Raw genomic sequence first — 22,866 nt, 5'->3', positions numbered from 1 at the left:
CGGCAAGGGAAAACCGAGGGTGCCTTCACGAAGGATGGGGGTGGCCGGTGGTAATTTTATGCTTAACGCCGCCTTTACCCGTAGCCGCCAAAGTGTCGCCGGCAAGGCCCATCCGCTCACCTTTCCGATGTTGCGCCGAAGCGACGGCTTCGGGGCATCGATCTTTTGTCGGTTTTGTGAGTTGAACGGTCGAGGTATTGGGGGACAACAGGGACAAGGTCCCGCCCCTGAACGGGTGACGGCGAGGAGCGGAGAGCATGATGTCCGGGCATGTGGGTGGCGGTGTGGAACCCCGTCTGGCGGCGATGGCGCGTTCCTGGCTGGCCGGCACGGCGATCTGGCTGGCGCTGGGCGTGCCCGGCGCCCTGCTCGCGGGCGGCGGCGACGCGCTGGCGCAAAGCGTGCGCCTGGCCAATCCCGCCGGCGCCGGCGTCGAGCAGGGGCTGCATTCCCTGCCCGGTACCCGCACTTCCGGCGTTCGTGCCGGCAACGGCACCGGCGACATGGTGCATGCCTTCGATCCGGCCGCCGCCGGCATGCGCAAAACCGGGCAGGGAGCTTCGCTGCTCGCCGCGCTCGGCGGCACGCCGGCGCCCTTCGACATAAATGGCGCGCGCAGCCAGCCGCAGCTGGCCGAGCCTACGACGGACGAGGCGGCTCCTGCCGTGCCGCCCGTGCCGGCCGCCCCGGCGGCGACCGCGCCCACCGCCACTCCTGCGCCGGCGGTCGGCGCCGGTGCGCCCGCGCCGGGCGCCGCCACTCCCGGCGCTGCCCAGCCCGCCGAGGCGACGCCGGCGGCGGCGGCCAATGCCACCGCGACCGATCCGGGCGCCTCCGCGCCGGTGGCGGCGCGCATCGGCGAGATGATCGCCGACCAGCTGCCGCGCTTCACCGCGCGCACCGACGAGCAGCAGGCGCTGGCCGCCTTCTATGCTGCGCGCCAGTACCAGCCGGTCTTCACCGCCGGGACGACGTGGTCGCCGCTCGGCACCGCCGTGCAGCAGCAGGTCGCCGCCTCCTGGAAGGACGGCCTCCAGCCGACCGATTACGAGGTGCCGGCGCTCACCGCCCATCCGGGCGACACCGAGCTCGCCACCGCCGAGCTTCGGCTCGCCGCGACGCTGATGCTCTATGCCCGTCACGTGCAGAGCGGGCGCTTCGATCCCAAGCGGCTCTCGGCGAATGTCGACCCCTCGCCGACGGTGCCCGATCCCAATGCCGTGCTCGCCGGAGTGAGCGGCGCGAGCGATCCGCGCGCGGTGCTGGCCTCCTTCGCCCCGCAATATGACGAATACCGCCTGCTCAAGGTGCAGCTCGCCAGCATGGACGGCCAGCGGCACGGCGTGGCGCCGCCGCATGTGCCGGTCGGCCCGACGCTGCGCCCCGGCGATGAGGATCCGCGCGTGCCGGCGCTGCGCGCCCGGCTCGGCGTGCCCGGTGCACCGGACGACACGGTGTATTCGCCGGATCTGGTCGAGGCGGTGCGTGCGTTCCAGAAGTCGGTCGGCGAGCGCCCCGACGGCGCGGTCGGCCCGATGACGCTGGGGGCGCTGAACGGCGCCGGCGAGGACCGCACCGCCGACATCGTCGCCAATATGGAGCGCTGGCGCTGGCTGCCGCACGAGGTGGCGCCGACCTATGTGATCGTCAACATTCCCGAATACATGGTGCGCATCGTCGTCAACGAGCAGACGATCCACGAGACGCGGGTCATCGTCGGCAAGCCGGAGAACCAGACGCCGCTGATGACGGAGAACATGCAGTACACCGTGTTCAACCCGTCCTGGAACGTGCCGCCGGGCATCATGCGCAACGAGATGCTGCCCAAGCTGCGTTCCGATCCCTATGCGCTCGCGCGCCAGGGCATCGACGTGGTGCGCAATGGCCGCGTCGTCGACCCCGGCACGGTGGACTGGAGCCGTGGCTCGCAGGGCTATTCCTTCCGGCAGCCGCCGGGCGAGCGCAACGCGCTGGGCAACATGAAGTTCATGTTCCCCAACAAGCACTCGGTCTATCTGCACGACACGCCGAACCGCACGCTGTTCGCCCGCGACCAGCGCGCCCTCAGCCATGGCTGCGTGCGCGTGCACGAGCCGATGAAGTTCGCCGAGGTGCTGTTCTCGCTCGGCCTGCCGGGCGAGGGGTGGAACGAGCAGCGAATCGGCAAGCTGATCGGCGGCAAGGAGAAGTACCTTAACCTGAAGCAGCGCTTCCCGGTGCACCTCGCCTATTTCACCACCTATGTCGACGGCGACAGCCGGTTGGTGACCCGTCCGGATCTCTACGGCACCAATGCCGCCACCAAGGCGATGCTGGGAATCGGCGGCGCCTCGCAGATGGCCGATGGCGGTACGCCCACGAAGAAGCGCTGATTGCCGGCAAACGCGACGGTAATACTGTGATTATGCGGACACGGCGGGCAGAAAAATGGCCTGCCGTGGTCCGGTTTGACGCATTTTTGTTGATACGGCACTCTTTCGCCACAGTCGCTTTCTAGCCAGAGAGCCAATGCGTGAGGGGGTTGGGTCGTAAACGCGTCCTTAACCAAACCTGACAAGACTATGTTCACCATGTCCGAACCGGCAGTGACGCCGGCTCGTCTCAAGGAAACGTTCGCTTATCGGGTTTGGGGTTCGTGAGCATCCATCAACGCTTCCATCGCATCCGACTGCCGCGTCTTCCGTCATCCCGCCTTCTGAAGGCGGCGGCGCTGGCCGCCATGGTGACGGTGTGCGGCACCGACATGCTGCAGGACGCCGTGGCGAATGGCGACACCCGTACGCTGACGCTGCATCACGTCCATTCCGGCGAGAGCGCCACCGTCACCTTCAAGCGGAACGGCCGCTACGATCCGGCCGCGCTCCGCCAGCTCAACGTCCTGTTGCAGGATTGGCGCCGCAAGCAGCCGACCAACATGGACCCGCAGCTGTTCGACATCGTGTGGGAGGTCTATCGCGAGACCGGCGCCACCGAGCCGATCCAGGTGATCGGCGGCTTCCGTTCCCCCGAGACCAACGCCATGCTGCGCGCCCGCTCGCGCGGCGTCGCCCAGACCAGCCTGCACATGCAGGGCAAGGCGATGGACTTCTACATTCCCGGCGTGCCGCTGGCGAAGATCCGCGAGGCCGGCCTGCGGCTGCAGCGCGGCGGCGTCGGCTTCTATCCCACCTCCGGCTCGCCCTTCGTGCATCTCGACACCGGCGGCATCCGCCACTGGCCGCGCATGAGCCGGCCGGAACTCGCCCGCGTCTTCCCCGGCGGCAAGACCGTGCATATCCCAACCGACGGCAAGCCGATGCCGGGCTATGCGCTGGCGCTGGCCGAGGTGGAATCGCGTGGCAAGGAGCCGGGCGGTGCCGGTGCTGCCTTTGCCGGCCTTGGCGGCGGCAACAATCCCAAGTCGAAGAACCTGTTTGCGTCGCTGTTCGGCAAGGGCGACAGCGAGGATGACGAGGAGAGCGCGGCGCCGGCCAAGGTCGCCGCCGCTCCGGCTCGCCCCGCCCCCGCGGCACCGGCGCAAGCCGCCCCGGCTCCCGCTCCGGTGGTGGTCGCCGCCACCGAGCCGGCGGACATTCCGCTGCCCCAGCCGGCGCCGCAGGCACGCAACGCCGCTGCCCCGCAGCCCGAATCGCCGCCGACCATTCCCTTTGCGGTGGCCGCCGCCGCTTCGGCGCCGGCTAATCCGAACGCGGCCGTGCCGCTGCCGATGGCCCGTCCCGGCGATGCGCCGAAGGCCGGCACCGTGGTTGCCTCGCTGGCGCCGGTCTCGGTGCCGCTGCCGGCCGCCCGGCCGCGCGAGGCGGGCCCGCTGCCCGAGATCTTCGTCGGCAACGGCGCGAACGGGCAGGGGCCGGCGCTCGCCTATGCCTCGGCTACCGCCGGCGTGTTCCCCTCCGACCGGGTGCAGCCGGGACGCGCGGCGCAGCCGGCGCAGGTGCCGGGGGTGACCGCCCCGGTCGCCAACGCCGCCGCGCCGCATGCCGCGACCCATACCGCCGCCGCGCCCAAGGCCGCCGCTTCCTATACGTCGGAGATGCAGGCGGAGATTCGCGGCCTGTTCCTCAGCCCGACGGTGGCGACGCATGTGGTGATGCGCACGCCGGAACTGCGCCGCTTCGCCGCCTTCGTCGCGCCGCCGCGCCAGGTGGTGGCGGCCGGCTTCGGCACCGACGGTTCCAACGGCCTGTCCACCAGCCGCTTCAGCGGCGCCGCCGTGGTGGCGGTGCCGGTGATCGCGGTGATCGACGGCCCGGCGCCGCTCGCCCGCAAGCTCTGACAGGCGATCCGGCCCAAGCAGGTTGCTGCCTGTCTTTGTCTGACGATGCCTCGCTCATGAAAACGGCCCCGGCTCGAACAAGCCGGGGCCGTTTTCATGTCGATGCGGCGATGGCCGGCCGGCGGGGGCCGGCCCGGCGGCGCGCTCAGTTGCCGACCATGCCCAGCGCCTGGAGATAGAGGTCGACGATCGCCTCGTGCTCGGCGCGCTGGTCGGCGTCCTGCTTGCGGATCTTGAGGATCTCGCGCAGCGCCTTGACGTCGAAGCCGGTGCCCTTGGCCTCGGCGAACACGTCCTTGATGTCTTCGGAAATGGTCTTCTTCTCCTCCTCGAGGCGCTCGATGCGCTCGATGAAGGATTTCAGCTGCTCCTTGGCAAAGCCGGCGGCGGCATCGGACAGCGGCTGGTCGTTCGGAATGTCGGACATGGTTTCTCCCGCCGGAGCGATCCGGCTCGTCGGGTGATGAAAATCGGGGGGCGATCAGGAGCGGATGCGTCCGCCGGCGTCAAGTTCGACGGTGGAAGGAACGGGCAGCTGCGCCCGCTATCCACCGCCATGCACAGCTGGGCAAGGGGAAAGGCCTCAGTGGCCGGGTCCCTTGAAGGCGGCCTTCTGCTGCGGGCTCGCCTCGGCCTGGTGCTTTGCCTTCCATTCCTCATAGGGCATGCCGTAGACGATCTCGCGGCTCTCGTCCCGGGTCAGCGGCATGCCACGCTCCTGCGCCGCGTCGAGATACCAGTTCGACAGGCAGTTGCGGCAGAAGCCGGCGAGATTCATCAGGTCGATATTCTGCACGTCGGTACGCGCGCGCAGATGCGCGACGAGGCGGCGGAAGGCGGCGGCCTCCAGCTCGGTGCGGGTCGCCTCGTCGAGGGCGGGGATGGAATCGGAGGTGGGAGTGGACATGGGATCCTCCTGCCGCGTCAGGCGGCGGTCAGTTCGGGAAGGTCGAGCGGGGTCACCGGTCCGGTGCGCGAGCCGAACAGCTGCCGCTCATGCAGGTCGCCGTTCGCGAGGATGCCGGGCAGCAGCCGGGCCAGCCGGTCGGCCCAGGCGATCTGGCCGTCGAGGTCGGCGATCAGGTCTTGGCGGATCTCGATCAGCGCATGAGCGAGGCCGGTGGCGGTGCCGTGGCGATAGAGGCAGTCATTCTTCAGCGCCCCGTCATAGGGCTCGTTGTCGCCGACGATGAGGTCGCCCTCGGCCTCCAGCCCTTCGATCAGCGGGCGGGCGAGGCGCGGGTCGGCGTCCCATAGCAGCGCGACATGCCAGGGACGCGGCGAGCCGCGCCAGACCGGCGTGAACGAATGCACCGAGAAAATCGCCGGCGCCACGCCGGCGGCGTTCATGCGGGCAATTTCGGCGGCGATGGCGCGGTGATAGGGACGATGGAAATGGTCGAGCCGGTAGTCGATCTCGGCCGCGTCGGCGTGGCGGTTGCCGGGGACGATGGCGCCGTCCGACAGCCGCATCACCAGCGTCGGGTCGTCCTCGCCGCGATTGGGGTCGATCAGCAGCCGCGAGAAGTGCGACAGCACCGCCGGGCAGTCCAGCGCGCTGGCCAGCGCCCGCGTCACCCCCGCCCCGCCAATGTCGTAGCCGATATGGCGCTCCAGCTCCGCCGGCGGCAGCCCGAGCGTGCCGTAGCGCGCCGGAAGCGCGTTCGAGGCATGGTCGCAGATCAGCAGCAGACCGCTTGCGGCATCGCCCTCGATGCGCTCGAAGGGATGAAAATCGCCATTCGCCGCATCGGCGTCCACGGCTGCGGGTGCATCGGAAGTATCGGGCCGGCGCATAATTCCCCTATGCTACGAAAGTGGCGGCAGAGATAGTGACGAGCGGGCTCAGGTGCCATAGGAATACGCCCGTTTCGCGTCGCGCGGGAACCGGATTCGACCGATCCGCGCGCAAGAATGAAAGCCCGGCAGGGCAGGGGTCAGGGGTTGCAATGACGGACGGTTCGGCGCGCGCGTTTCTCGACAGGCTGTTCTCGGCGGCGGTGGCTGCCGCTCATCCCTCCACCTGTCTGCCCCCGGCGCTGCCGCCGCCGCCCGCCAATGGAAGGCTGATCCTGCTCGCCGCCGGCAAGGCGGCCGGCTCGATGCTGGAAGTCGCCGAATCCTGTTATCTCGACCAGCACGGCTTCGACCCTGCCCGCCTCGCCGGCATCGGCGTCGCCCGCCACGGCTATGGCCGGCCGACGCGGCTGCTGGAAATGGTGGAGGCCGGCCATCCGGTGCCGGACGCGGCGGGCCTCGCCGGCGCGCAGAAGGCGCTCGACCTGGCCGCCTCGGCGACCGCCGACGACCTCGTGCTGGTGCTGCTCTCCGGCGGCGCCTCGGCGAACTGGATCGCTCCGGCCTATGGCGTCGAGCTCGACGACAAGCGGGCGCTGACCAAGGCGCTGCTGCGCTCGGGCGCCAACATCACCGAGATCAACACCGTGCGTAAGCACCTCTCGCGCATCAAGGGCGGCCGCCTCGCCGCGCTGGCGCAGCCGGCGCATGTGGTGACGCTGTCGATCTCCGACGTGCCGGGCGACGACCCGGCGGTGATCGGCTCCGGCCCCACCGTGCCGGATCCCTCGACGCTGGCCGAGGCGCGCGACGTGCTGGCGCGCTACCGCATCGATCCGCCTCCGTCGGTCGCGGTCGCGCTGCGCGACACCGCCAATGAATCGCCCAAGCCGGGCGACGCGGCCTTCGCCAATGCCGAGTATTATTTGATCTCCCGGCCGTCCGACAGCTTCGTCGCCACCGAGCAGCTGGTGCGCGAGGCCGGCTACGAGCCGGTGCTGCTCGGCGACAATCTCGAGGGCGAGGCCCGCGAGGTCGCGGCGGCGCAGGCCGCGCAGGCCAAGGAGCTGAAGGCGGCCGGCCGCAAGGCGGTGCTTATGTCCGGCGGCGAGCTCACCGTCACCATGCGCGGCAACGGCCGCGGCGGGCCGAACCAGGAATTCGCGCTGGCGCTGGCGGTGGCGCTGGAAGGCGCCAGCAACATCTACGCGGTGGCGGGTGACACTGACGGCACCGATGGCGGCGGCGGCGATGCCACCGACCCGGCCGGCGCCTATGTACTGCCGGACACGCTGCAGCGCGCGGCAGCCGCCGGTCTCGATCCTGCCGCCTTTCTCGCCAATAACGATTCGACGAGCTTCTTTGAGGCGATCGGCGATCTGCTGGCGCCCGGCCCCACCTGCACCAACGTCAATGATTTCCGTGCCGTTCTCGTCGATCCCTGAGCTGTGGAAGCCGCGCCGGCTGGCGCGGCTGAGCCTTGCCGTGCTTGCTGCCCTGCCGGTCGTCGCCGCGTTGGCCCCGACCCCGGCGGCGGCGGACTTCCGCTTGTGCAACCGCTCCGGCAGCCGGGTCGGTATCGCGCTCGGCTACAAGGACGGCGAGGCCTGGGCGACCGAGGGCTGGTGGAACCTCGGCCCGCGCAGCTGCGAGACGCTGTTGCGCGGCGATCTGGTGGCGCGGTTCTACTATGTCTACGCGGTGGATTACGACCAGGGCGGGGAATGGTCGGGCAAGGCCTTCATGTGCACCCGCGACAAGGAATTCACCATTCGCGGCATCGAGAACTGCCTGGCGCGCGGCTTCGACCGCACCGGCTTCTTCGAGGTCGACACGCAGGAACAGAAGAGCTGGACGGTGCAGCTGACCGACGGCGACCAGAAGCCCACCGCGCAGGCCGGCGGCGCGCCGCCGCTGCCACCGTCCAAGGCGCCCTGAGTTCCGAAGCACCCTGAGTTTCCAGCCTTGGCTCAAGGCGCCTCGAACGTGAAGATGTTCCTGTTTCGGTAGGTGGGACCGCCACGATCTCCAGACCCGCGCCCCGGGCTCGCTGAACTCCTGGATCGTCGCCCGAGCGGGTGATGTGCCGCGCGGGATCCGAGGCCAGGTCGTTCGTCCCTTGGACGCGTGATCGGGCCTCGTCAGAAGCCTCCGCACGAACGCAACGCCCGCACGTGACCGCAAAAGAGAAAAGGCCGGCCGATCGACGACCGGCCGGCCTTCACGTCGGGTTCAAGGCGGTCTCAGTCCACCGGCAGCGCGGTGAAGCGCACCTGGCCGTCGGCGTCGGAGATCATCAGCAGCGCCGAGCGGCGGCCGTCCTTCTTCAGCGCCGCGATGCGGTTCTCGACATCCTTCGGCGTGCCGGTCGCCTCCTGGTTCACCTCGACGATGAGGTTGCCGGCGACGAGGCCGCGATCGGCGGCGGGGGTGTTGGGCTCCACCGCCACGATCACCACGCCCTTGGCGTCGTCCTTCAGCTTGAACTTGGTGCGCAGTTCGGGGGTGAGGGCGGCGATCTCCAGCCCCATCAGCTTGGTGGTGGCCGTCGGCGCCGGCGCGGGCTTGTCGGGCGTCGCCGGGGCGTCGTTGTCGGCGGTCTTGTCGTCCTCCTCGAGGCGGCCGACGGTGAGCTTCAGCGTCTCTTCCTTGCCCTTGCGGATCACCACCACGTCGACCTGCTTGTCGACCGGGGTGTCGGCGACGATGATGGGCAGGGCACGCATGTCCTTCACGTCCTTGCCGTCGAACTTGACGATGACGTCGCCGGCCTTGATGCCGCCCTTGGCGGCGGGGCCGTCATCGGTCACCGAGCCGACCAGGGCGCCGCGCGTCTTGCCGAGCGACAGGCTTTCGGCGATCTCATCGGTCACCTGCTGGATGCGCACGCCGACCCAGCCGCGCCGCGTCTCGCCGAACTCCTTCAGCTGCGCGATCACCGGCACTGCCGTGTTGGCCGGCACGGCAAAGCCGATGCCGATCGAGCCGCCGGAGGGCGAGATGATGGCGGTGTTGATGCCGATGACGTTGCCGTCCATGTCGAACAGCGGGCCGCCGGAATTGCCGCGGTTGATGGCGGCGTCGGTCTGCAGGAAGTTGTCGTAGGGACCGGAATTGATGTCGCGGTTGCGCGCCGAGATGACGCCGACGGTCAGCGTGCCGCCGAGGCCGAACGGGTTGCCGATCGCCATCACCCAGTCGCCGACGCGCAGCACGTCGGAATCGCCGAACTTCACCGAGGTCAGCGTCTTGCCTTCCGGCGGGGTGACCTTGAGCAGCGCCAGGTCGACCTTGGTGTCGCGCCCGACCAGCTCGGCCTTCAGCTTCGAGCCGTCGGCGAAGTTGGCGTAGATCTCGTCGGCGTCGGCGATCACGTGGTTGTTGGTGACGATGAAGCCGGTGGGGTCGATGACGAAGCCCGAACCGAGCGAGGACACCCGGCGCGGGCGCCCGCCGCCATTATCGTCGCCCTGCTGCTGGCGCCGCTTGAAGAACTCCTCGAAGAACTCCTCGAAGGGCGAACCCGGCGGCAGTTCCGGCGTCGGCACGCTGCGCGAGGGCGCCACGGTCTGCGAGGTGGAGATGTTGACCACCGCGTCCATCACCCGGGCGGCGGTGTCGGCGACGGTGTCCGGACCCTTGGTGGCGGCGGCCATGGCGGGCGCGCCGAATAGCAGGGAGAGGCCGAGCATCGCGGCGAGCGACAGGCTGGAGAGAGCGGCGCCTCGATGGGGTGCGGACATGGTGCCTCCTTCGCGTCCCGACGGGGTCGCCCCTTCCGCAGCGGTGCGGAACGGGGCTCCACCGGCGAACGCTTAACCGGGGGCGGGCGCGATGCAAGCCAAAAGCGCGCGAGCCGGGGTGCGGCACCGTCGCGGGATACCGCGCAGCGCGGAGCGCTGCCGGAAGACAGGTACCGCCGGATGCCTGGAGCACCCGGCGGACAGGGTCAGTGGCGGATGAGCCAGACCACGAGCAGGCCGACAAGGGCGCCGATGAGGCCGGCGATGCGCAATGGCATGTCCGGCAACTTCTCCATCGCCTCCATGGCCCGGCGCACGGCGCCGGGAGCCGCTGCGAGCATCAGGCCCTCGATGACCAGCACGAGACCGAGCGCGACGATGAGGTCGGACATCGTCGCCCGAACTCAGTTCGCCGGCTGCGCGGGCGCCGGGGCGGGAGCCGCCGCCGGGTTCGGCGCATTGAAGAAGCGGAAGAAGTCCGAGGTCGGCGAGACGACCATGCGGGTGTCGGTGTTCTTCATGGCTTCCTCATAGGCCTGCATCGAGCGGTAGAAGTCGAAGAAGCCCTTATCCTGCCCATAGGCCTGCGCGAAGATCTCGTTGCGCTGGGCCTCGCCCTCGCCGCGCAGCTTGTCGCCGGCGGCGTTGGCTTCGGCGGTGATGATCGTCGAGTCGCGGTCGGCGCGGGCGCGGATGGTCTGCGCCTGCTCGCCGCCCTGGGCGCGGATCTCCGAGGCCTCGCGCTGCCGCTCAGTCTGCATGCGCTGGAACACCGCCTGGCTGTTGGCCTCCGGCAGGTCGGCGCGGCGGATGCGCACGTCGATGACGTTGATGCCGAAATTCGCCGCTTCGCGGTTCACCTGGTCGCGGATGCGGGTCATCAGCGTCTCGCGCTCGTCGCGCACCACCTGGGTGAAGGTGCTCTCGCCGAGCACGCGGCGCAGCGACGAGTTGAGGATGGTGGCGAGGCGGGAATTGGCGCCCTCCACCGTGCCCACCGCCTGGTAGAAGCGCAGCGGGTTGGTGATGCGGTAGCGGGCGAAGGCGTCGACGACGAGACGCTTCTGGTCGGCGGCGATCACTTCCTGCGAGGGGTTCTCGAGGTCGAGGATGCGCTTGTCGATGAGGATCACGCTGTCGACCAGCGGGATCTTGGCGTTGAGGCCGGGCGTCTCGATGACGCGGATGGGTTCGCCGAAGCGCAGCACCAGCGCCTGCTGGGTCTGGTAGACGGTGAACAGCGCCGAGAACAGCACGATGGCCGCAAGGGCGACGACGACGGCGAGGACGAGACCGAGGCTGTTTCTCATTTCACGGCTCCCTGCACGGTCTGTCCCTGCGTGGCTTGGGTCGACGGGCGGGGCGGCGTCTGGCGCGGCTCGAGCGCGCCAAGCGGCAGATAGGGCACCACGCCCTGGCCGCCGGCGGCACCGGCCTGCGTATCGAGGATCACCTTGTCCATGCCGGCGAAGATGCGTTCCATGGTTTCGAGATAGAGGCGCTGGCGGGTCACGTCCGGTGCCTTCTGGTATTCGGCGAGCACGCTGAGGAAGCGCGAGGCCTGGCCGCGTGCCTCGATGATGGCGCGCTCCTTGTAGCCCTGCGCGCCCTGGGTGATGCGGGCGGCATCACCGCGTGCCTCGGGGACGACGCGGTTGGCGTAGGCCTGCGCCTCGTTCTGCAGGCGCTCGGCGTCGGCGCGGGCGGCCTGCACGTCGCGGAAGGCGTCGATGACCTGCTGCGGCGGGTCGACCTTCTGCAACTGCACCTGGGTGACCAGCACGCCGGACTGGTACTCGTCGAGCGTCCGCTGCATCAGCTCGTGAACCGCCGTCTCGATGTTCTGGCGGGCGCCGGTGAGGATCGGCTGGATGTTGGTGCGACCGACCACCTCGCGCATGGCGCTTTCCGCCACCGCCTTGATGGTGCCTTCCGGGTTCTGGACGTTGAACAGGAAGTTGGCGGCGCCGATGTCCTCGCTGGAACCGGGGGCGGCGGGCTTCACCATCCAGAACACCGCGAAATCGACGTCGACGATGTTCTCGTCGCCGGTGAGCATCAGGCTCTCTTCCGGCACGTCGCGCATGGCGACGCCGCGGCGCGGGTCGTCACCCGAGCGGATGCCGATGTCGATGCGGTTGACGCGGGTGACCTGCGGAGTCAGCACCGTCTCGATGGGGTAGGGGAGATGGTAGTTGAGGCCGGGATTGGACGTGGAGACGAACTTGCCGAAGCGCAGCACCACACCCTGTTCGTCGGGCTCGACCCGGTAGAAGCCGGACAGCAGCCACACGATCACCGCGATCGCCACGATGGCGAGGATGCCCTTGCCGCTGCCGAAGCCGCCGGGCACCACGGTGCGCAGCTTTTCCTGGCCGCGCCGGATCAGGTCTTCGAGATCGGGAGAATTCGGGCCCGGCGATTGCGGGCCATTGCCCCAGGGACCACGCGGACCACCACCCCATGGTCCGCCGCTCTGGTTCTTCCACGGCATACGTGCCAACTCCCGTTTGCATGCCCGATGGGTCCGGGCTCGCAAACGCAGAACCGTCAGACGCTATCGTGCTGAAAAAGACCCGCGCTCCTGACAGGAGAAGACGCGACGACGGCGGTTATAGGTGACGCTGCACCCGGATACAACGCGCCGTCGCGTTCGCAGATATGGGATGGCAGGATTGTTACGCAACGTTAGGCCGGGTGGCGGCGCTGCGCTCCGCCGTATCCGGAGATTCCCGCCGCGCGGGAGTCGCGCGGTAATGGGCGAGGACAAACAGGCGGATCGCCGAAGACAGGTTGCCCTGGTTACGGCCCGAATCGATCGAGGCGACGATATCGGACAGCGTGCTGCGCTTCTCGGAGGCAATTTCCTTCAGCGCATCCCAGAACTGGTCCTCGAGGCTGACGCTCGTCTTGTGTCCGGCAATGACGATCGACCGCTTGACCACGGGGCTCTTCATGTTTCGTCCTCTCGAATTCGCCTATGCCCATCCAAGGCCGCGTCGCTCTTGCGTTTGGCAGCGTCGTCGGCGCTTTTCTGTGCCTTCGACACCCCAAACGCCAAACGTCGCTCCGCAGCTGTTTGTTCCGCGGTTTCGCGAGCTTTTTTCTTTCGATAACGCCTCAGGTTGATGAGGTCGGCCAAAGGGTTCTCCCATCGCTCCGCCATGGTGTTCGTCCGGGCGGAAGTGAGCCGGTCGCTCGCCTCCAGCGCCCGCACGACGAGCAAGGCTTATGAACAAAAAATGCTTTCCATCATGAAGCAGTCGTCTATCGCGCGTCGGAAGAACATCGAAAAATAAAAGCGCTCTATTGATGTCCCCTTTTCTGTGGCGGAACTTTGCCCGTCCATGCCCGGCCGGCTCCGCTGGGTAAGAGCGCTCGGGAACCTGACGACCGTTGTCACGACTTCGTGATCGGGGTCGGGCAGTCCCGACATGTGGCGGAGGAGACGCCGGGCGGGGGCGGCAGGCCCCGTCCGAGGTCGCATTTGCCGGCCGGCGCCCGCGTGCTAAACCGGCGCCGCGCCGCCAAACCGCCGCAATCTCCGGCGCGCGCCGTCCGCGCCCGATCCGAAAGGCTTCCCTATGACCACGACCCGCATCGAAACCGATACTTTCGGCCCCATCGAGGTCGAGAGCGACAAGTATTGGGGCGCGCAGGCGCAGCGTTCGCTCGGCAATTTCAAGATCGGCTGGGAGAAGCAGCCGCTGCCGGTGGTGCGCGCGCTCGGCATCGTCAAGCGGGCGGCGGCCGAGACCAATCTCGCGCTCGGCCGGCTCGACCCGGCGCTCGCCAAGGCGGTCGTCGCCGCCGCGCAGGAAGTAATCGAGGGCAAGCTCGACGCGCATTTCCCGCTCGCGGTCTGGCAGACCGGCTCCGGCACCCAGTCGAACATGAACGCCAACGAGGTGATCTCGAACCGCGCCATCGAGATGCTGGGCGGCGAGATGGGCTCGAAGAAGCCGGTGCATCCCAACGATCACGTCAATATGAGCCAGTCGTCCAACGACACCTACCCGACGGCGATGCACATCGCCTGCGCGGAGGAGATCGTGCACCGGCTGCTCCCGGCGCTGCAGCAGCTGCGCAACGCGCTGAACGACAAGGCGCAGCAGTGGGCTGGCATCATCAAGATCGGCCGCACCCACACGCAGGACGCCACCCCGCTCACCCTCGGTCAGGAATTTTCCGGCTACACCGCGCAGGTGGAGAACGGCATCGCCCGCATCGAATCCACCCTGCCGGCGCTGATGCAGCTCGCCCAGGGCGGCACGGCGGTCGGCACCGGGCTGAACGCGCCGATCGGCTTTGCCGAGCAGGTGGCCGAGCGGATCGCCGCCATCACCCAGCTGCCTTTCACCTCGGCGCCGAACAAGTTCGAGGCGCTCGCCGCCCATGACGCCATGGTGTTCTCGCACGGGGCGATCAACACGGTGGCGGCCTCGCTGTTCAAGATCGCCAACGACATCCGCCTGCTCGGCTCCGGCCCGCGTTCCGGCCTCGGCGAATTGTCGCTGCCGGAGAACGAGCCGGGATCCTCGATCATGCCGGGCAAGGTGAACCCCACCCAGTGCGAGGCGATGACCCAGGTCTGCGTGCAGATCTTCGGCAACAATGCCGCGCTCACCTTCGCCGGCAGCCAGGGTCATTTCGAGCTCAACGTCTACAACCCGGTGATGGCCTACAACTTCCTGCAGTCGGTGCGGCTGATGGCGGATGCGGCGGTGAGCTTCACCGAGAATTGCGTCGTCGGCATCGAGGCGCGCGAGGACAACATCAAGGCGGCGCTGGAGCGCTCGCTGATGCTGGTCACCGCGCTCGCCCCGAAGATCGGCTACGACAACGCCGCCAAGATCGCCAAGACCGCGCACAAGAACGGCACCACGCTGCGCGAGGAAGCGGTCGGCGGCGGCTACGTCACCAATGAGGAGTTCGATGCGGTGGTCCGGCCGGAGAAGATGATTTCTCCGGGTTGAGTGATGTTCATCTCGCATTCATCTTGATGAATTGTGCGTTCAGATAAGTAAACGAATGTTTCTGGACGCACATTACCGAAGTTTCATTTGAGATTTTCGGACTTCGGCGCCAGCATCGGCCTCATCGAAATGGAGATGAGGCCGATGAAACGCACCATCCTCGCCGCAACCGCCGCCGCGTTGCTTGCCAGCGCCACCTTCGGCATCGCCGCGCCGAACTGGCGCGCCGACGGGCCGGGGCGTCCTTCCCCCGAGCAGATGGCGGAGAACGCGGCCGCCATGTCGGATGCGCGCATCGCCGCGCTGAAGGCCGGGCTGAAGCTCACCCCGGATCAGGAGAAGCTGTGGCCTGTGCTGGAGACGGCGCTGCACGACGCCGCCACGACCCGCATCGAAGAGCGCAAGGAATGGCGCGAGAAGCGTGAGGCGCTGCGCGACCAGCGTGGTCCGCGTCCCGGCGCCCCTGGCCCGCAGGCCGGTGCCGGCGCGCCGCCTCCGCCGCCGGCCGGCGGTCCCGCGCCGCAGGCGGATGCCGGTGCGCCTCCGCAGGCTCCCGATGCGGGTCCCGGCGGGCCGGACCGCGACCTGATCGCCCGGCTGGAGCAGCGGGCGGACCGCATGGTCGAGCGCGGCACGGCGCTCAAGCAGATCGCCGCGGCAGCAGGGCCGCTCTATCAGAGCCTCGATGCCAATCAGAAGCACCGCTTCAACCTGCTGTTCCGCGAGGCGCAGGGCGAGCGCATGGCCGACGGACGGCGCGACCGTCATCACGGGCCGGAGCGGGGCGGTCGCCCGGACTTCGGTCGCCCGCCGCATGGCGGCCCGGCTGGTGGTCCCGGTGACGGTCCGGGCTTGCCGCCTCCCGGCGGACCGGATGCCGGCCCGCAGCGCCTGTAGGCGCGGCGCGCTCTTCCTCGATTGGACCCGGGGCGATGCCCCACAGACTTCACCGCCGGCCTCGCGCCGGCGGTTTTTTGTGTGGGTCTTACGCGCCGGCGAGCCGGCGCAGCGCCTCGCCGCTGACGCTTTGCAGCGTCCATTCGGATTTCGGCTCGGCGCCGAGGGCGCGGTAGACGCGGATGGCCGGCTCGTTCCAGTTCAGCACCGACCATTCGAAGCGGCCGAGATCCTCGTCGAGGCAGCGCCGCGCGAGGTGCTGCATCAATGCCTTGGCGATGCCGCGCCCGCGAAAGGCGGGTCGAACGAACAGGTCTTCCAGATAAATGCCGTGCCGGCCGACGAAGCTGGAGAAATTGTAGAACCACAGCGCGAAGCCGGCCGGCGCGCCCTCCCATTCCGCGATGTCGCAGAAGGCGCGCGGATTGGCGCCGAACAGGGCGGCGGCGATGTCGGCCTCGGTCGCGGCCACCTCGTGCAGCAACTGCTCATACTCGGCCAGCTCGCATACGAAGGCGAAGACCAGCGCGGCGTCTTCCGGCCGCGCCGGGCGCAGGACGAGGCTCATGTCGTCGACCCTCGCCGCGTCAGACCGCCACCGGCGCCTTGATGGCGGGATGGGGGTCGTAGCCTTCGATGGCGATGTCCTCGAAGCGGAAGCCGAACAGATCGGTGACCGCCGGATTGAGCTTCAGCGTCGGCAGCGGGCGAGGCGCGCGCGACAGCTGCTGATGCGCCTGCTCGACATGGTTGGAGTAGAGATGCAGGTCGCCGAAGGAGTGCACGAAGTCGCCGGGCTTCAGCCCGGTCACCTGCGCCACCATGTGGGTGAGCAGCGCGTAGCTGGCGATGTTGAACGGCACGCCGAGAAAGGCGTCGGCCGAGCGCTGGTAAAGCTGGCAGGACAGCTTGCCGTCCAGCACGTAGAACTGGAACAGGCAATGGCAGGGCGGCAGCGCCATCTGCGGCACGTCGGCCGGATTCCAGGCCGAGACGATAAGGCGGCGCGAATCCGGGTTGCGGCGGATATCGGCGACGACCTGGGCGATCTGGTCGATCACCCCGCCCTTGCCGTCCGGCCAGGAGCGCCATTGATGGCCATAGACTGGGCCGAGGTCGCCGTTCTCGTCCGCCCACTCATCCCAGATCGAGACGCCGTTCGCCTTCAGATAGGCGATGTTGGTGTCGCCAGCGAGGAACCACAGCAACTCGTGGACGATCGACTTCAGGTGCAGCTTCTTGGTGGTGACGAGCGGGAAGCCTTCGGCGAGGTCGAAGCGCATCTGGTGACCGAACACCGAGAGGGTGCCGGTGCCGGTGCGGTCGTCCTTGCGCGTGCCCTCCGCGAGGAGGCGTTCCAGAAGCTCGTGATATTGCCGCATGTCGCGCCACCATAGGCTGTCGATGTCGAGTGCCTACTAGATATAGCGCATTAAAACGGGCGGCGCATGCACCGCCCGTTTCTCCATGTGGACATTTGTTGAAGGCGGGCCTCAGCGGCAATAGGTGTAGCTGCGCAGCAGGCCGGCGCTGTTGATCTTTTCCACCGTGTAGCAGGGCTGGCCGTTATAGCCGGCGCGGGTCATGCTCGGCGTCACCCGCAGCGGCTTGTTGCCATAGCCGCGGACGATCTCCGCGCCATAGGGATCGGCCGGCTCGACGACCATGTAGCGCTGGGTGGTGGTCACGTAGCGCGGCGGGGTGCGCACGATCACGCGCGCGCCCGGCTCGGCATAGCCGGGTTCGACATAATAGCCGGTGTCATAGCTCGGGCCGGGAAGCAGCGGGTAGGCCGAGCCGTAATTGCGCATATAGGTCTGCGCCGCCGCCGGAGCGGCAAGGGTGGCGACGCCGATGGTGGCGACGAGAGCGCCGGCGGCGAGATGGGTCAGCTTCATCATCATCACTCCTGATCTGTCCCCCAGGGACGCCCCAAGGCTGCCAACAAGGCTGGCAAGCCAACGGGCGAGGGCGCCGGTCGTTCCCATCGTCATTGCCTTTCCTCCCTCACATACCGGCGTCGCGGCGGAATGGCCGGCCGGCGGTATTCCGGGGAACCCGGCGGCCGGCCGGCGGTTGTTGTGGGCAAGCGCGCCGCCGATCCGGCTGGGAGGATCGACGCCGCGCCAAGAAGGGGAGGTGAACGATGACCATCCAGAGCCCGGAAGACATGAAGACCGCCCTCTATCGGGCGCGCGTCCATCTGAGCCTGCTGGAGACCGATGCGACGCATCCCCTCGATCTGTCAGTGGTCGGCGCGCGCTCGACGCCGATGCTGATCCTGCGCAGCCACGAGGAGCTGCGCAGCGCCCATTCCGACGCGACGCTCAGCTACGAGCTGATGCGCGACCTGATGATGGCGGCGTTGCAGGCACGCATCGACGAACTGACGGAACGGCTCGGCCTCGGCGCGGGCGACGTGCCGCTCGACAAGCTGCAATATGGCGACCAGACCGAGGCGTGAGGTCGTCATGCCGAACCCGCAGTGCCGGCACGGCTGTGCCGGTGCATGGCGCCTGGTAAAGCGGGCGAGCCCCCTTCCAACCGGGCGCGGGCGCGCCTATATTCGTTCTGCCGGCGCAAGCCGGCTATGGCGATAAACGGCTATCGGAATAAACCCTTCGGACCCGGGGGCAGTACCCGGCGCCTCCACCAGAGCCCAGATGAACGCTGGGTTGCGGCGGGGGCGAAACAGGATCGACGAGGGCGTAAAGGGTGGACTTTCGCTCGGCATGGTACCGCCGTCATCGGACCAAACATATAGTTGCCAACGACAACTATGCTCCGGTTGCTCAGGCCGCGTGAGCGGTTTGATCTCTGGGAAATAAGTCCTTGCGGGTAGCACTGTAAGGCGGGGTTCGGAGGCACCTGGCAACAGAAGCCTCCACTTAAACTCTCGCCGATGTATTTTCTCGCCTCCGTGTCCGGCGCAGGCTGGCAACGACGGCCGGAATCGGGTTCATTGCCTTCATGAGCGTCGACCTTATCCGCTACGATCTCCTGGTGCAGGATGCCCTGCGCGCCGTGGTCCGCCGTGTGCTGACCGATGTCGCCCGCGACGGGTTGCCGGGCGAGCACCATCTCTATGTCTCCTTCGACACGCGGGCGCCCGGTGTGCGGCTGTCCAACCGGCTCAAGGAGCGGTACCCGGAGGAGATGACCATCGTCCTCCAGCACCAGTTCTGGGATCTGGTGGTCACCGAGCTGTTCTTCGAGGTCGGGCTGTCGTTCAACGGCATCCCCGAGCGGCTGCATGTGCCGTTCGACGCGCTCAAGGGCTTCTTCGACCCGTCGGTGAAGTTCGGCCTGCAATTCGAGCCGCCCTCGGCGGAGGAAGCGGCGCCCGAGACGGAAGCGTCCGGTGGCGCCGGTGGCGCCGAGGTGGCGAGCCTCGCCGATGCACGCCCGGCGGCGCGTGAGCCGGCGAAAGCCCCGACCTCCGTTCCCTCCACCCCGGCGGCGCGGCCGCAGCCGGCTGCCGGCGAGCCGGCGCCCAAGGCTACCGCACCCAAGCCCGCCGCGACGAAGCCCGCCACGGATGCCGCCAAGGACAAGCCGGCTGCGACGGCGCCGAAGAGCGACGCCAAGCCCGAGGCCGTCAAAGCCGAGGCCACCAAGTCGGCTTCGGGCGCCAAGGCGGACAAGGCCAAGCCGGACGGCGCCAAGTCCGATGGCGTTAAATCCGACGAGGCCAAGGAAGGCGGGGCGCAGGTCGTCCGGCTCGACGCTTTCCGCAAGAAGTGAGCATGCGCGCCGCCGGCGGTCATCCCGCCGGGCGCCACCCGGCCGGGGAGCGGCGATTCCATGAGTGACGATTACGACGTGCTGGTGGTTGGCGCCGGCGCCGCCGGACTCGCGGCCGGCGCGTGGCTGCATCAGGCCGGCGCCCGGGTGAGGGTGCTGGAGGCGGCGGCCCGCACTGGCGGGCGCGCCTTCACCGACACCGCGACCTTCGGCGTCGCCTGGGATCGCGGCTGCCACTGGCTGCATTCGGCCTCGGTCAATCCGCTGCGCGTCGCCGCCGACGAACTCGGCTTCGCCTATCTCGGTCCTGGCTCGCGGCAGGCCCGTCCCACCCATCTCGGTAGCCGCTGGGCCGACGAGGCCGAGCGCCACGACATCTGGCGCGCCATCGACGCCGGTTTTTCGGCGGTGAAGGCGGCGGGCGATGCCGGCCGCGATATCGCGGCCTCGCTCTGCCTCGATGCGACCTCGCCCTGGCTGCGGCTGGCGCGTCACTGGTTCGGCGTGATGTCGGCCGCTGATCCCGAGCATGTGTCGACGCGCGACCTCGCCGCTTACGCCGACACCGGCGAGAACTGTCCGGTCGAGCGGGGCTATGGCACGCTCGTGCAGGCGGTCGCGGCGCACGCGGCGCCGGATCTCGACATCGTCACCGCCTGCCCGGTCGAGACGGTCGACTGGTCGGGAACTGGTGTCACTGTGACGACGCTGCGTGGCTCGCTGACCGCCCGGCAGCTCATCCTCGCCGTGCCGACCAGCGTGATCGCCCGCGGTGCCATCCGCTTCACCCCCGGCCTGCCGGTCGAGCTGGAGGAGGCGTTTGCCGCCCTGCCGCTCGGGGCGGCCGAAAAGGTGGCGTTCCGCTTCGACCGGGAGGTGTTCGGCATGCCGCCGAGCAGCCATGTCGACACGCTCGATCTCGGCAGTCCGGCGCGCCGGCCGGTCAACTTCGTCATCAACCCGTTCGGGGAGCCGATGGCGGTGGGGTTGCTCGGCGGAAGCAATGCCGCCGATCTGGTCGCCGCCGGCCCGCAGGCGATGGCGGATTTCGGCCTCGCCGTCCTTGTCGACGCCTTCGGTGCCGACATCCGCGCGCGGGTGACGACCGCCGCCACCACCGCATGGCTCGCCGACCCGCTGATCGGTGGCGCCTATAGCTGCGCGCTGCCGGGCCTCGCCCATATGCGTGCCCGGCTGGCGCCGGAGCATGTCGGCCCGCTGCTCGGCGGGCGGATGCTGTTCGCCGGCGAGGCGGTGTCCGCCCACGCCTATTCCACCGCGCATGGCGCGCATCTGACCGGGCTCGCCGCCGCCGAGGCGGCGCTTGCCCAGCTGCAGGGAGTGACCGCGTGAGCGTCGATCTGGTGCTGATCGCGGCGCTCGGCGCCAATGGGGTGATCGGGCGCGGCCCGGAGCTGCCGTGGCGGCTGTCCGGCGACCTGAAGCGCTTTCGCGCCATAACCTGGGGCAAGCCGATCCTGATGGGGCGGCGCACCTTCGATTCGATCGGCAAGCCGCTGCCCGGTCGCACCAGCATCGTCATCAGCCGTGACACCGCGTTCCTGCCGGCCTCGGAGATGGTGCGGGTGGTGCCCTCGCTGGAAGCGGCGCTCGACATGGGTGCGCGCGAGGCGGAGCGGATGGGCGTCGGCGAGATGGCGGTGATCGGCGGCGCGCAGATCTATGCGCAGGCGCTGCCGCTGGCGGTGCGGCTGCGGCTCACCGAGGTGCATGGCGAACCGGCGGGCGACGTGTTCTTCCCCGCCTTCGACCGCACGGCCTGGCACGAGACCGGCCGGGAAGGCCCCTTCCAGACCGAGAAGGACGAATACGCCTTCAGCTTCGTGGATTACGAGCGGGCCTGAGCGCGGCCCGCATTCCCGTGCGCCTGAAGTCGCAGGCTTAGATCGGCCGGCCCTCGACCGCGAGCGACAGCGTCTTCTCCATCTCCTCGGCCTGCTCGAATTGCGGGTAGATCTCGCGCGCCTTGCGCACCGCCTCCAGCGCCCGCTTCTCGTCGCCGATATCCTTGGCGATCAGTGCGATGCCCATCCACGCCGCATAGTGCCGCGGCTCCCGGGCGACCACCTGCCGGAGATCGGCGAAGGCGTCGGCATAGTCCTCTTGCAGGTAGAACACCGTCGCCCGGCGATTCCAGGCGTCGAGATGGTTGGGCTCGATGGTGAGGATGCCGTCGAGCAGCTCGATGGCGAGATCGTAGTCCTTGGCTTGGGTGGCGGTCGCTGCCCGGCTCATCAGCAGATCGACGGTGTCGCTGCCGGAGGGGGTCAGGGCGATGTCGATGCGGTCGGCGATGCTCTTGGCCGATTCCTGCGTCGGCGCCGCCTTCAGCGCCGCGAACAGCGCGTCGAGCCGCTTGGCGCGGTCGGGTTCGGCATGCTCGGCGGCAGCCTGCGAATCCGCCGGCTTGGTCTCGCCTGCCTTGGGGGCCTCAACCTTGGGATCGACGACCTTGGGATCGACCGGCACCGCGTCGCCCTTGGCGGCCGGCGGCGTCGCGCCCGGCGGCGCGGTTTGCGCCACGGCGGCGAGCGGCAGGAGGGACAGGGTCAGGACAGCAAAAAAGGCGCGCATGCCCCGAGTGTCGGGAAACATGGCGCCTTCGTCAATTGCTTGGGATGCGACGCCGCGAAAACGTGATCGCGGCGGCATCGTCGCCGGACATCTGTCCGGCGGGAAGGCCTCAGCCCTGGCGGGCCTTGAAGCGCTTCTGGGTCTTGTTGATGATGTAGACGCGGCCCTTGCGGCGCACCAGACGGTTGTCGCGGTGACGGCCGAGCAGCGACTTGAGCGAGTTGCGGATCTTCATAATACTTCACCTTCGGATCGAGTGCGCCTGCGCATGAGACGGCGCCTCCATGGCCGCGCCCCGTCCGCCAGCTTGAATTCGAGGCCCGGCTGATAGCGGAGGGCAGGGGGCTTTGTCAATCCGCCGCGCGGTCCATCCCCGGTTCGGCGTGCTGTATCCGGATCAGGCGGCGGACGCGGGCGGAGAAGCCGAGATGGGTGCGCCCGAAGCTCTCCGGATATTTCAGCCCGTAGCCGAGCGCGCGGTCGAAGCCGATATGGGCCGCCCAGATCACCGCCACCGCCTCGCCGAGCGGTGCGGCGAAATGAAAGGCCGCCGCGCCGAGCGCCAGCGGCGCGAGATAGGTGTGGGTGGCATTGTAGCCGCTCGCGCCCGCCCGCCGACCGGCGAGGTAAAACAGCATGCCGAGATCGGGCGCCAGGATGAGCAGGGCGAACAGCCACCAGCTGGCATCCAGCGAGGCATAGAGCATCAGCGCGGCGAGGAACACGCCGGCTCCTTCCAGCCGCAGTAGAAGCAGCGGCACGCCGATCGCCATTCCGGACGTCCCGGCTTCCAGCTCCCGCGCCATGGCGCGGCCCTCTTCATAGCTCATGGCGTTGC

Annotated in this window: 25 protein-coding genes and 1 other RNA gene; 11 read left to right on the top strand and 15 right to left on the bottom strand. The window is 68.8% G+C overall.

Annotation, left to right across the window (positions count from 1 at the left end; all coding sequences use genetic code 11):
* Positions 1-257 precede the first annotated feature (257 nt).
* Both KHC28_RS05040 and KHC28_RS05035 read left to right on the top strand, forming a co-directional pair.
* On the top strand, positions 258-2,372 hold the full coding sequence (locus KHC28_RS05040) for a L,D-transpeptidase family protein (RefSeq protein WP_246564290.1): 2,115 nt from the start codon (positions 258-260) through the stop codon (positions 2,370-2,372).
* Between the two features lie 263 nt (positions 2,373-2,635).
* Positions 2,636-4,276: a peptidoglycan L,D-endopeptidase MepK gene (locus KHC28_RS05035; RefSeq protein WP_312893090.1), complete on the top strand. Its 1,641-nt coding sequence runs from the start codon at positions 2,636-2,638 to the stop codon at positions 4,274-4,276.
* A 145-nt stretch (positions 4,277-4,421) separates the two neighbouring features.
* Here the strand turns inward: KHC28_RS05035 and KHC28_RS05030 are convergent, their stop codons facing one another.
* The 3 genes from KHC28_RS05030 to KHC28_RS05020 form a co-directional block, all read right to left on the bottom strand.
* A complete protein-coding gene (locus KHC28_RS05030) occupies positions 4,422-4,703 on the bottom strand; it encodes a DUF2312 domain-containing protein (protein WP_214007227.1) in 282 nt (93 codons plus the stop codon).
* 156 nt (positions 4,704-4,859) lie between these two features.
* Positions 4,860-5,183 carry a DUF1244 domain-containing protein gene (locus KHC28_RS05025; RefSeq protein WP_246564289.1) on the bottom strand — a complete coding sequence of 108 codons (324 nt, stop codon included), beginning with the start codon at positions 5,181-5,183 and terminating at the stop codon, positions 4,860-4,862.
* 17 nt (positions 5,184-5,200) lie between these two features.
* Entirely contained in the window at positions 5,201-6,073 is an 873-nt protein-coding gene (locus KHC28_RS05020) for an N-formylglutamate amidohydrolase (RefSeq protein WP_214007226.1), read from the bottom strand.
* Positions 6,074-6,225: 152 nt separating this feature from the next.
* Between KHC28_RS05020 and KHC28_RS05015 the strand changes: the two genes are divergently transcribed.
* Both KHC28_RS05015 and KHC28_RS05010 read left to right on the top strand, forming a co-directional pair.
* On the top strand, positions 6,226-7,518 hold the full coding sequence (locus KHC28_RS05015) for a glycerate kinase type-2 family protein (protein WP_214007225.1): 1,293 nt from the start codon (positions 6,226-6,228) through the stop codon (positions 7,516-7,518).
* Positions 7,487-8,011 (top strand): DUF1036 domain-containing protein, encoded by a 525-nt coding sequence (locus KHC28_RS05010; RefSeq protein WP_214007224.1) that lies wholly within the window; start codon positions 7,487-7,489, stop codon positions 8,009-8,011. The genes KHC28_RS05015 and KHC28_RS05010 overlap by 32 nt, the downstream gene beginning before the upstream one ends.
* Positions 8,012-8,316: 305 nt before the next feature.
* Here the strand turns inward: KHC28_RS05010 and KHC28_RS05005 are convergent, their stop codons facing one another.
* The 6 genes from KHC28_RS05005 to KHC28_RS04980 all read right to left on the bottom strand — a co-directional run bounded on the left by KHC28_RS05005 (position 8,317) and on the right by KHC28_RS04980 (position 12,958).
* Positions 8,317-9,816: a Do family serine endopeptidase gene (locus KHC28_RS05005; RefSeq protein WP_214007223.1), complete on the bottom strand. Its 1,500-nt coding sequence runs from the start codon at positions 9,814-9,816 to the stop codon at positions 8,317-8,319.
* 206 nt (positions 9,817-10,022) lie between these two features.
* Positions 10,023-10,208 carry a DUF2065 domain-containing protein gene (locus KHC28_RS05000; RefSeq protein ID WP_214007222.1) on the bottom strand — a complete coding sequence of 62 codons (186 nt, stop codon included), beginning with the start codon at positions 10,206-10,208 and terminating at the stop codon, positions 10,023-10,025.
* A gap of 12 nt (positions 10,209-10,220) precedes the next feature.
* Positions 10,221-11,126, bottom strand: coding sequence for a protease modulator HflC (gene hflC, locus KHC28_RS04995; protein WP_214007221.1), 906 nt, complete (start codon positions 11,124-11,126; stop codon positions 10,221-10,223).
* The gene (gene hflK, locus KHC28_RS04990; RefSeq protein WP_214007220.1) at positions 11,123-12,310 is read right to left on the bottom strand and encodes an FtsH protease activity modulator HflK; all 1,188 of its coding nucleotides are present in this window, start codon (positions 12,308-12,310) and stop codon (positions 11,123-11,125) included. Before hflK ends, hflC begins: the two co-directional genes overlap by 4 nt.
* A gap of 184 nt (positions 12,311-12,494) precedes the next feature.
* The gene (locus KHC28_RS04985) at positions 12,495-12,773 is read right to left on the bottom strand and encodes a ribbon-helix-helix domain-containing protein (protein WP_214007219.1); all 279 of its coding nucleotides are present in this window, start codon (positions 12,771-12,773) and stop codon (positions 12,495-12,497) included.
* A complete protein-coding gene (locus KHC28_RS04980; protein WP_214007218.1) occupies positions 12,770-12,958 on the bottom strand; it encodes a DUF4169 family protein in 189 nt (62 codons plus the stop codon). The genes KHC28_RS04985 and KHC28_RS04980 overlap by 4 nt, the downstream gene beginning before the upstream one ends.
* 442 nt (positions 12,959-13,400) lie before the next feature.
* On the opposite strand from KHC28_RS04980, the gene fumC reads away from it, so the two are divergent.
* Together fumC and KHC28_RS04970 are read left to right on the top strand one after the other, a co-directional pair.
* Entirely contained in the window at positions 13,401-14,792 is a 1,392-nt protein-coding gene (gene fumC / locus KHC28_RS04975) for a class II fumarate hydratase (RefSeq protein ID WP_214007217.1), read from the top strand.
* Between the two features lie 144 nt (positions 14,793-14,936).
* Complete coding sequence (locus KHC28_RS04970) at positions 14,937-15,689, top strand: Spy/CpxP family protein refolding chaperone (RefSeq protein ID WP_214007216.1); 753 nt, start codon at positions 14,937-14,939, stop codon at positions 15,687-15,689.
* 88 nt (positions 15,690-15,777) lie between these two features.
* Here KHC28_RS04970 and KHC28_RS04965 read toward each other — a convergent pair whose 3' ends face one another.
* From KHC28_RS04965 to KHC28_RS04955, 3 genes are all read right to left on the bottom strand, one after another.
* Positions 15,778-16,257, bottom strand: a complete 480-nt coding sequence (locus KHC28_RS04965) for a GNAT family N-acetyltransferase (protein ID WP_214007215.1) — start codon at positions 16,255-16,257, stop codon at positions 15,778-15,780.
* Between the two features lie 19 nt (positions 16,258-16,276).
* Positions 16,277-17,071, bottom strand: a complete 795-nt coding sequence (locus tag KHC28_RS04960; RefSeq protein WP_214007214.1) for a thymidylate synthase — start codon at positions 17,069-17,071, stop codon at positions 16,277-16,279.
* Between the two features lie 111 nt (positions 17,072-17,182).
* Entirely contained in the window at positions 17,183-17,590 is a 408-nt protein-coding gene (locus KHC28_RS04955; protein ID WP_214007213.1) for a hypothetical protein, read from the bottom strand.
* Positions 17,591-17,835: 245 nt separating this feature from the next.
* Here KHC28_RS04955 and KHC28_RS04950 point away from each other — a divergent pair, with 245 nt between their 5' ends.
* The 5 genes from KHC28_RS04950 to KHC28_RS04930 all read left to right on the top strand — a co-directional run bounded on the left by KHC28_RS04950 (position 17,836) and on the right by KHC28_RS04930 (position 21,298).
* Positions 17,836-18,153 carry a hypothetical protein gene (locus KHC28_RS04950; RefSeq protein ID WP_214007212.1) on the top strand — a complete coding sequence of 106 codons (318 nt, stop codon included), beginning with the start codon at positions 17,836-17,838 and terminating at the stop codon, positions 18,151-18,153.
* A gap of 70 nt (positions 18,154-18,223) precedes the next feature.
* Positions 18,224-18,578, top strand: a transfer-messenger RNA (tmRNA) gene (gene ssrA, locus KHC28_RS04945).
* Between the two features lie 81 nt (positions 18,579-18,659).
* Positions 18,660-19,433 (top strand): SspB family protein, encoded by a 774-nt coding sequence (locus KHC28_RS04940; protein ID WP_214007211.1) that lies wholly within the window; start codon positions 18,660-18,662, stop codon positions 19,431-19,433.
* 60 nt (positions 19,434-19,493) lie between these two features.
* The gene (locus tag KHC28_RS04935) at positions 19,494-20,786 is read left to right on the top strand and encodes a flavin monoamine oxidase family protein (protein WP_214007210.1); all 1,293 of its coding nucleotides are present in this window, start codon (positions 19,494-19,496) and stop codon (positions 20,784-20,786) included.
* A complete protein-coding gene (locus KHC28_RS04930; RefSeq protein WP_214007209.1) occupies positions 20,783-21,298 on the top strand; it encodes a dihydrofolate reductase in 516 nt (171 codons plus the stop codon). The genes KHC28_RS04935 and KHC28_RS04930 overlap by 4 nt, the downstream gene beginning before the upstream one ends.
* 37 nt (positions 21,299-21,335) lie before the next feature.
* On the opposite strand, the gene KHC28_RS04925 is transcribed toward KHC28_RS04930, so the two are convergent.
* The 3 genes from KHC28_RS04925 to KHC28_RS04915 form a co-directional block, all read right to left on the bottom strand.
* Entirely contained in the window at positions 21,336-22,049 is a 714-nt protein-coding gene (locus KHC28_RS04925; RefSeq protein ID WP_246564287.1) for a tetratricopeptide repeat protein, read from the bottom strand.
* An 88-nt stretch (positions 22,050-22,137) separates the two neighbouring features.
* The gene (gene ykgO / locus KHC28_RS04920) at positions 22,138-22,263 is read right to left on the bottom strand and encodes a type B 50S ribosomal protein L36 (RefSeq protein ID WP_013167868.1); all 126 of its coding nucleotides are present in this window, start codon (positions 22,261-22,263) and stop codon (positions 22,138-22,140) included.
* A 115-nt stretch (positions 22,264-22,378) separates the two neighbouring features.
* Positions 22,379-22,858, bottom strand: coding sequence for a DUF4260 domain-containing protein (locus tag KHC28_RS04915; protein ID WP_376772600.1), 480 nt, complete (start codon positions 22,856-22,858; stop codon positions 22,379-22,381).
* Between the last annotated feature and the right edge of the window lie 8 nt (positions 22,859-22,866).

This window comes from Ancylobacter sonchi (genome assembly GCF_018390695.1).
GTDB classification, from domain to species: domain Bacteria; phylum Pseudomonadota; class Alphaproteobacteria; order Rhizobiales; family Xanthobacteraceae; genus Ancylobacter; species Ancylobacter sonchi.
This window is presented reverse-complemented; position numbering and strand designations above follow the sequence as displayed.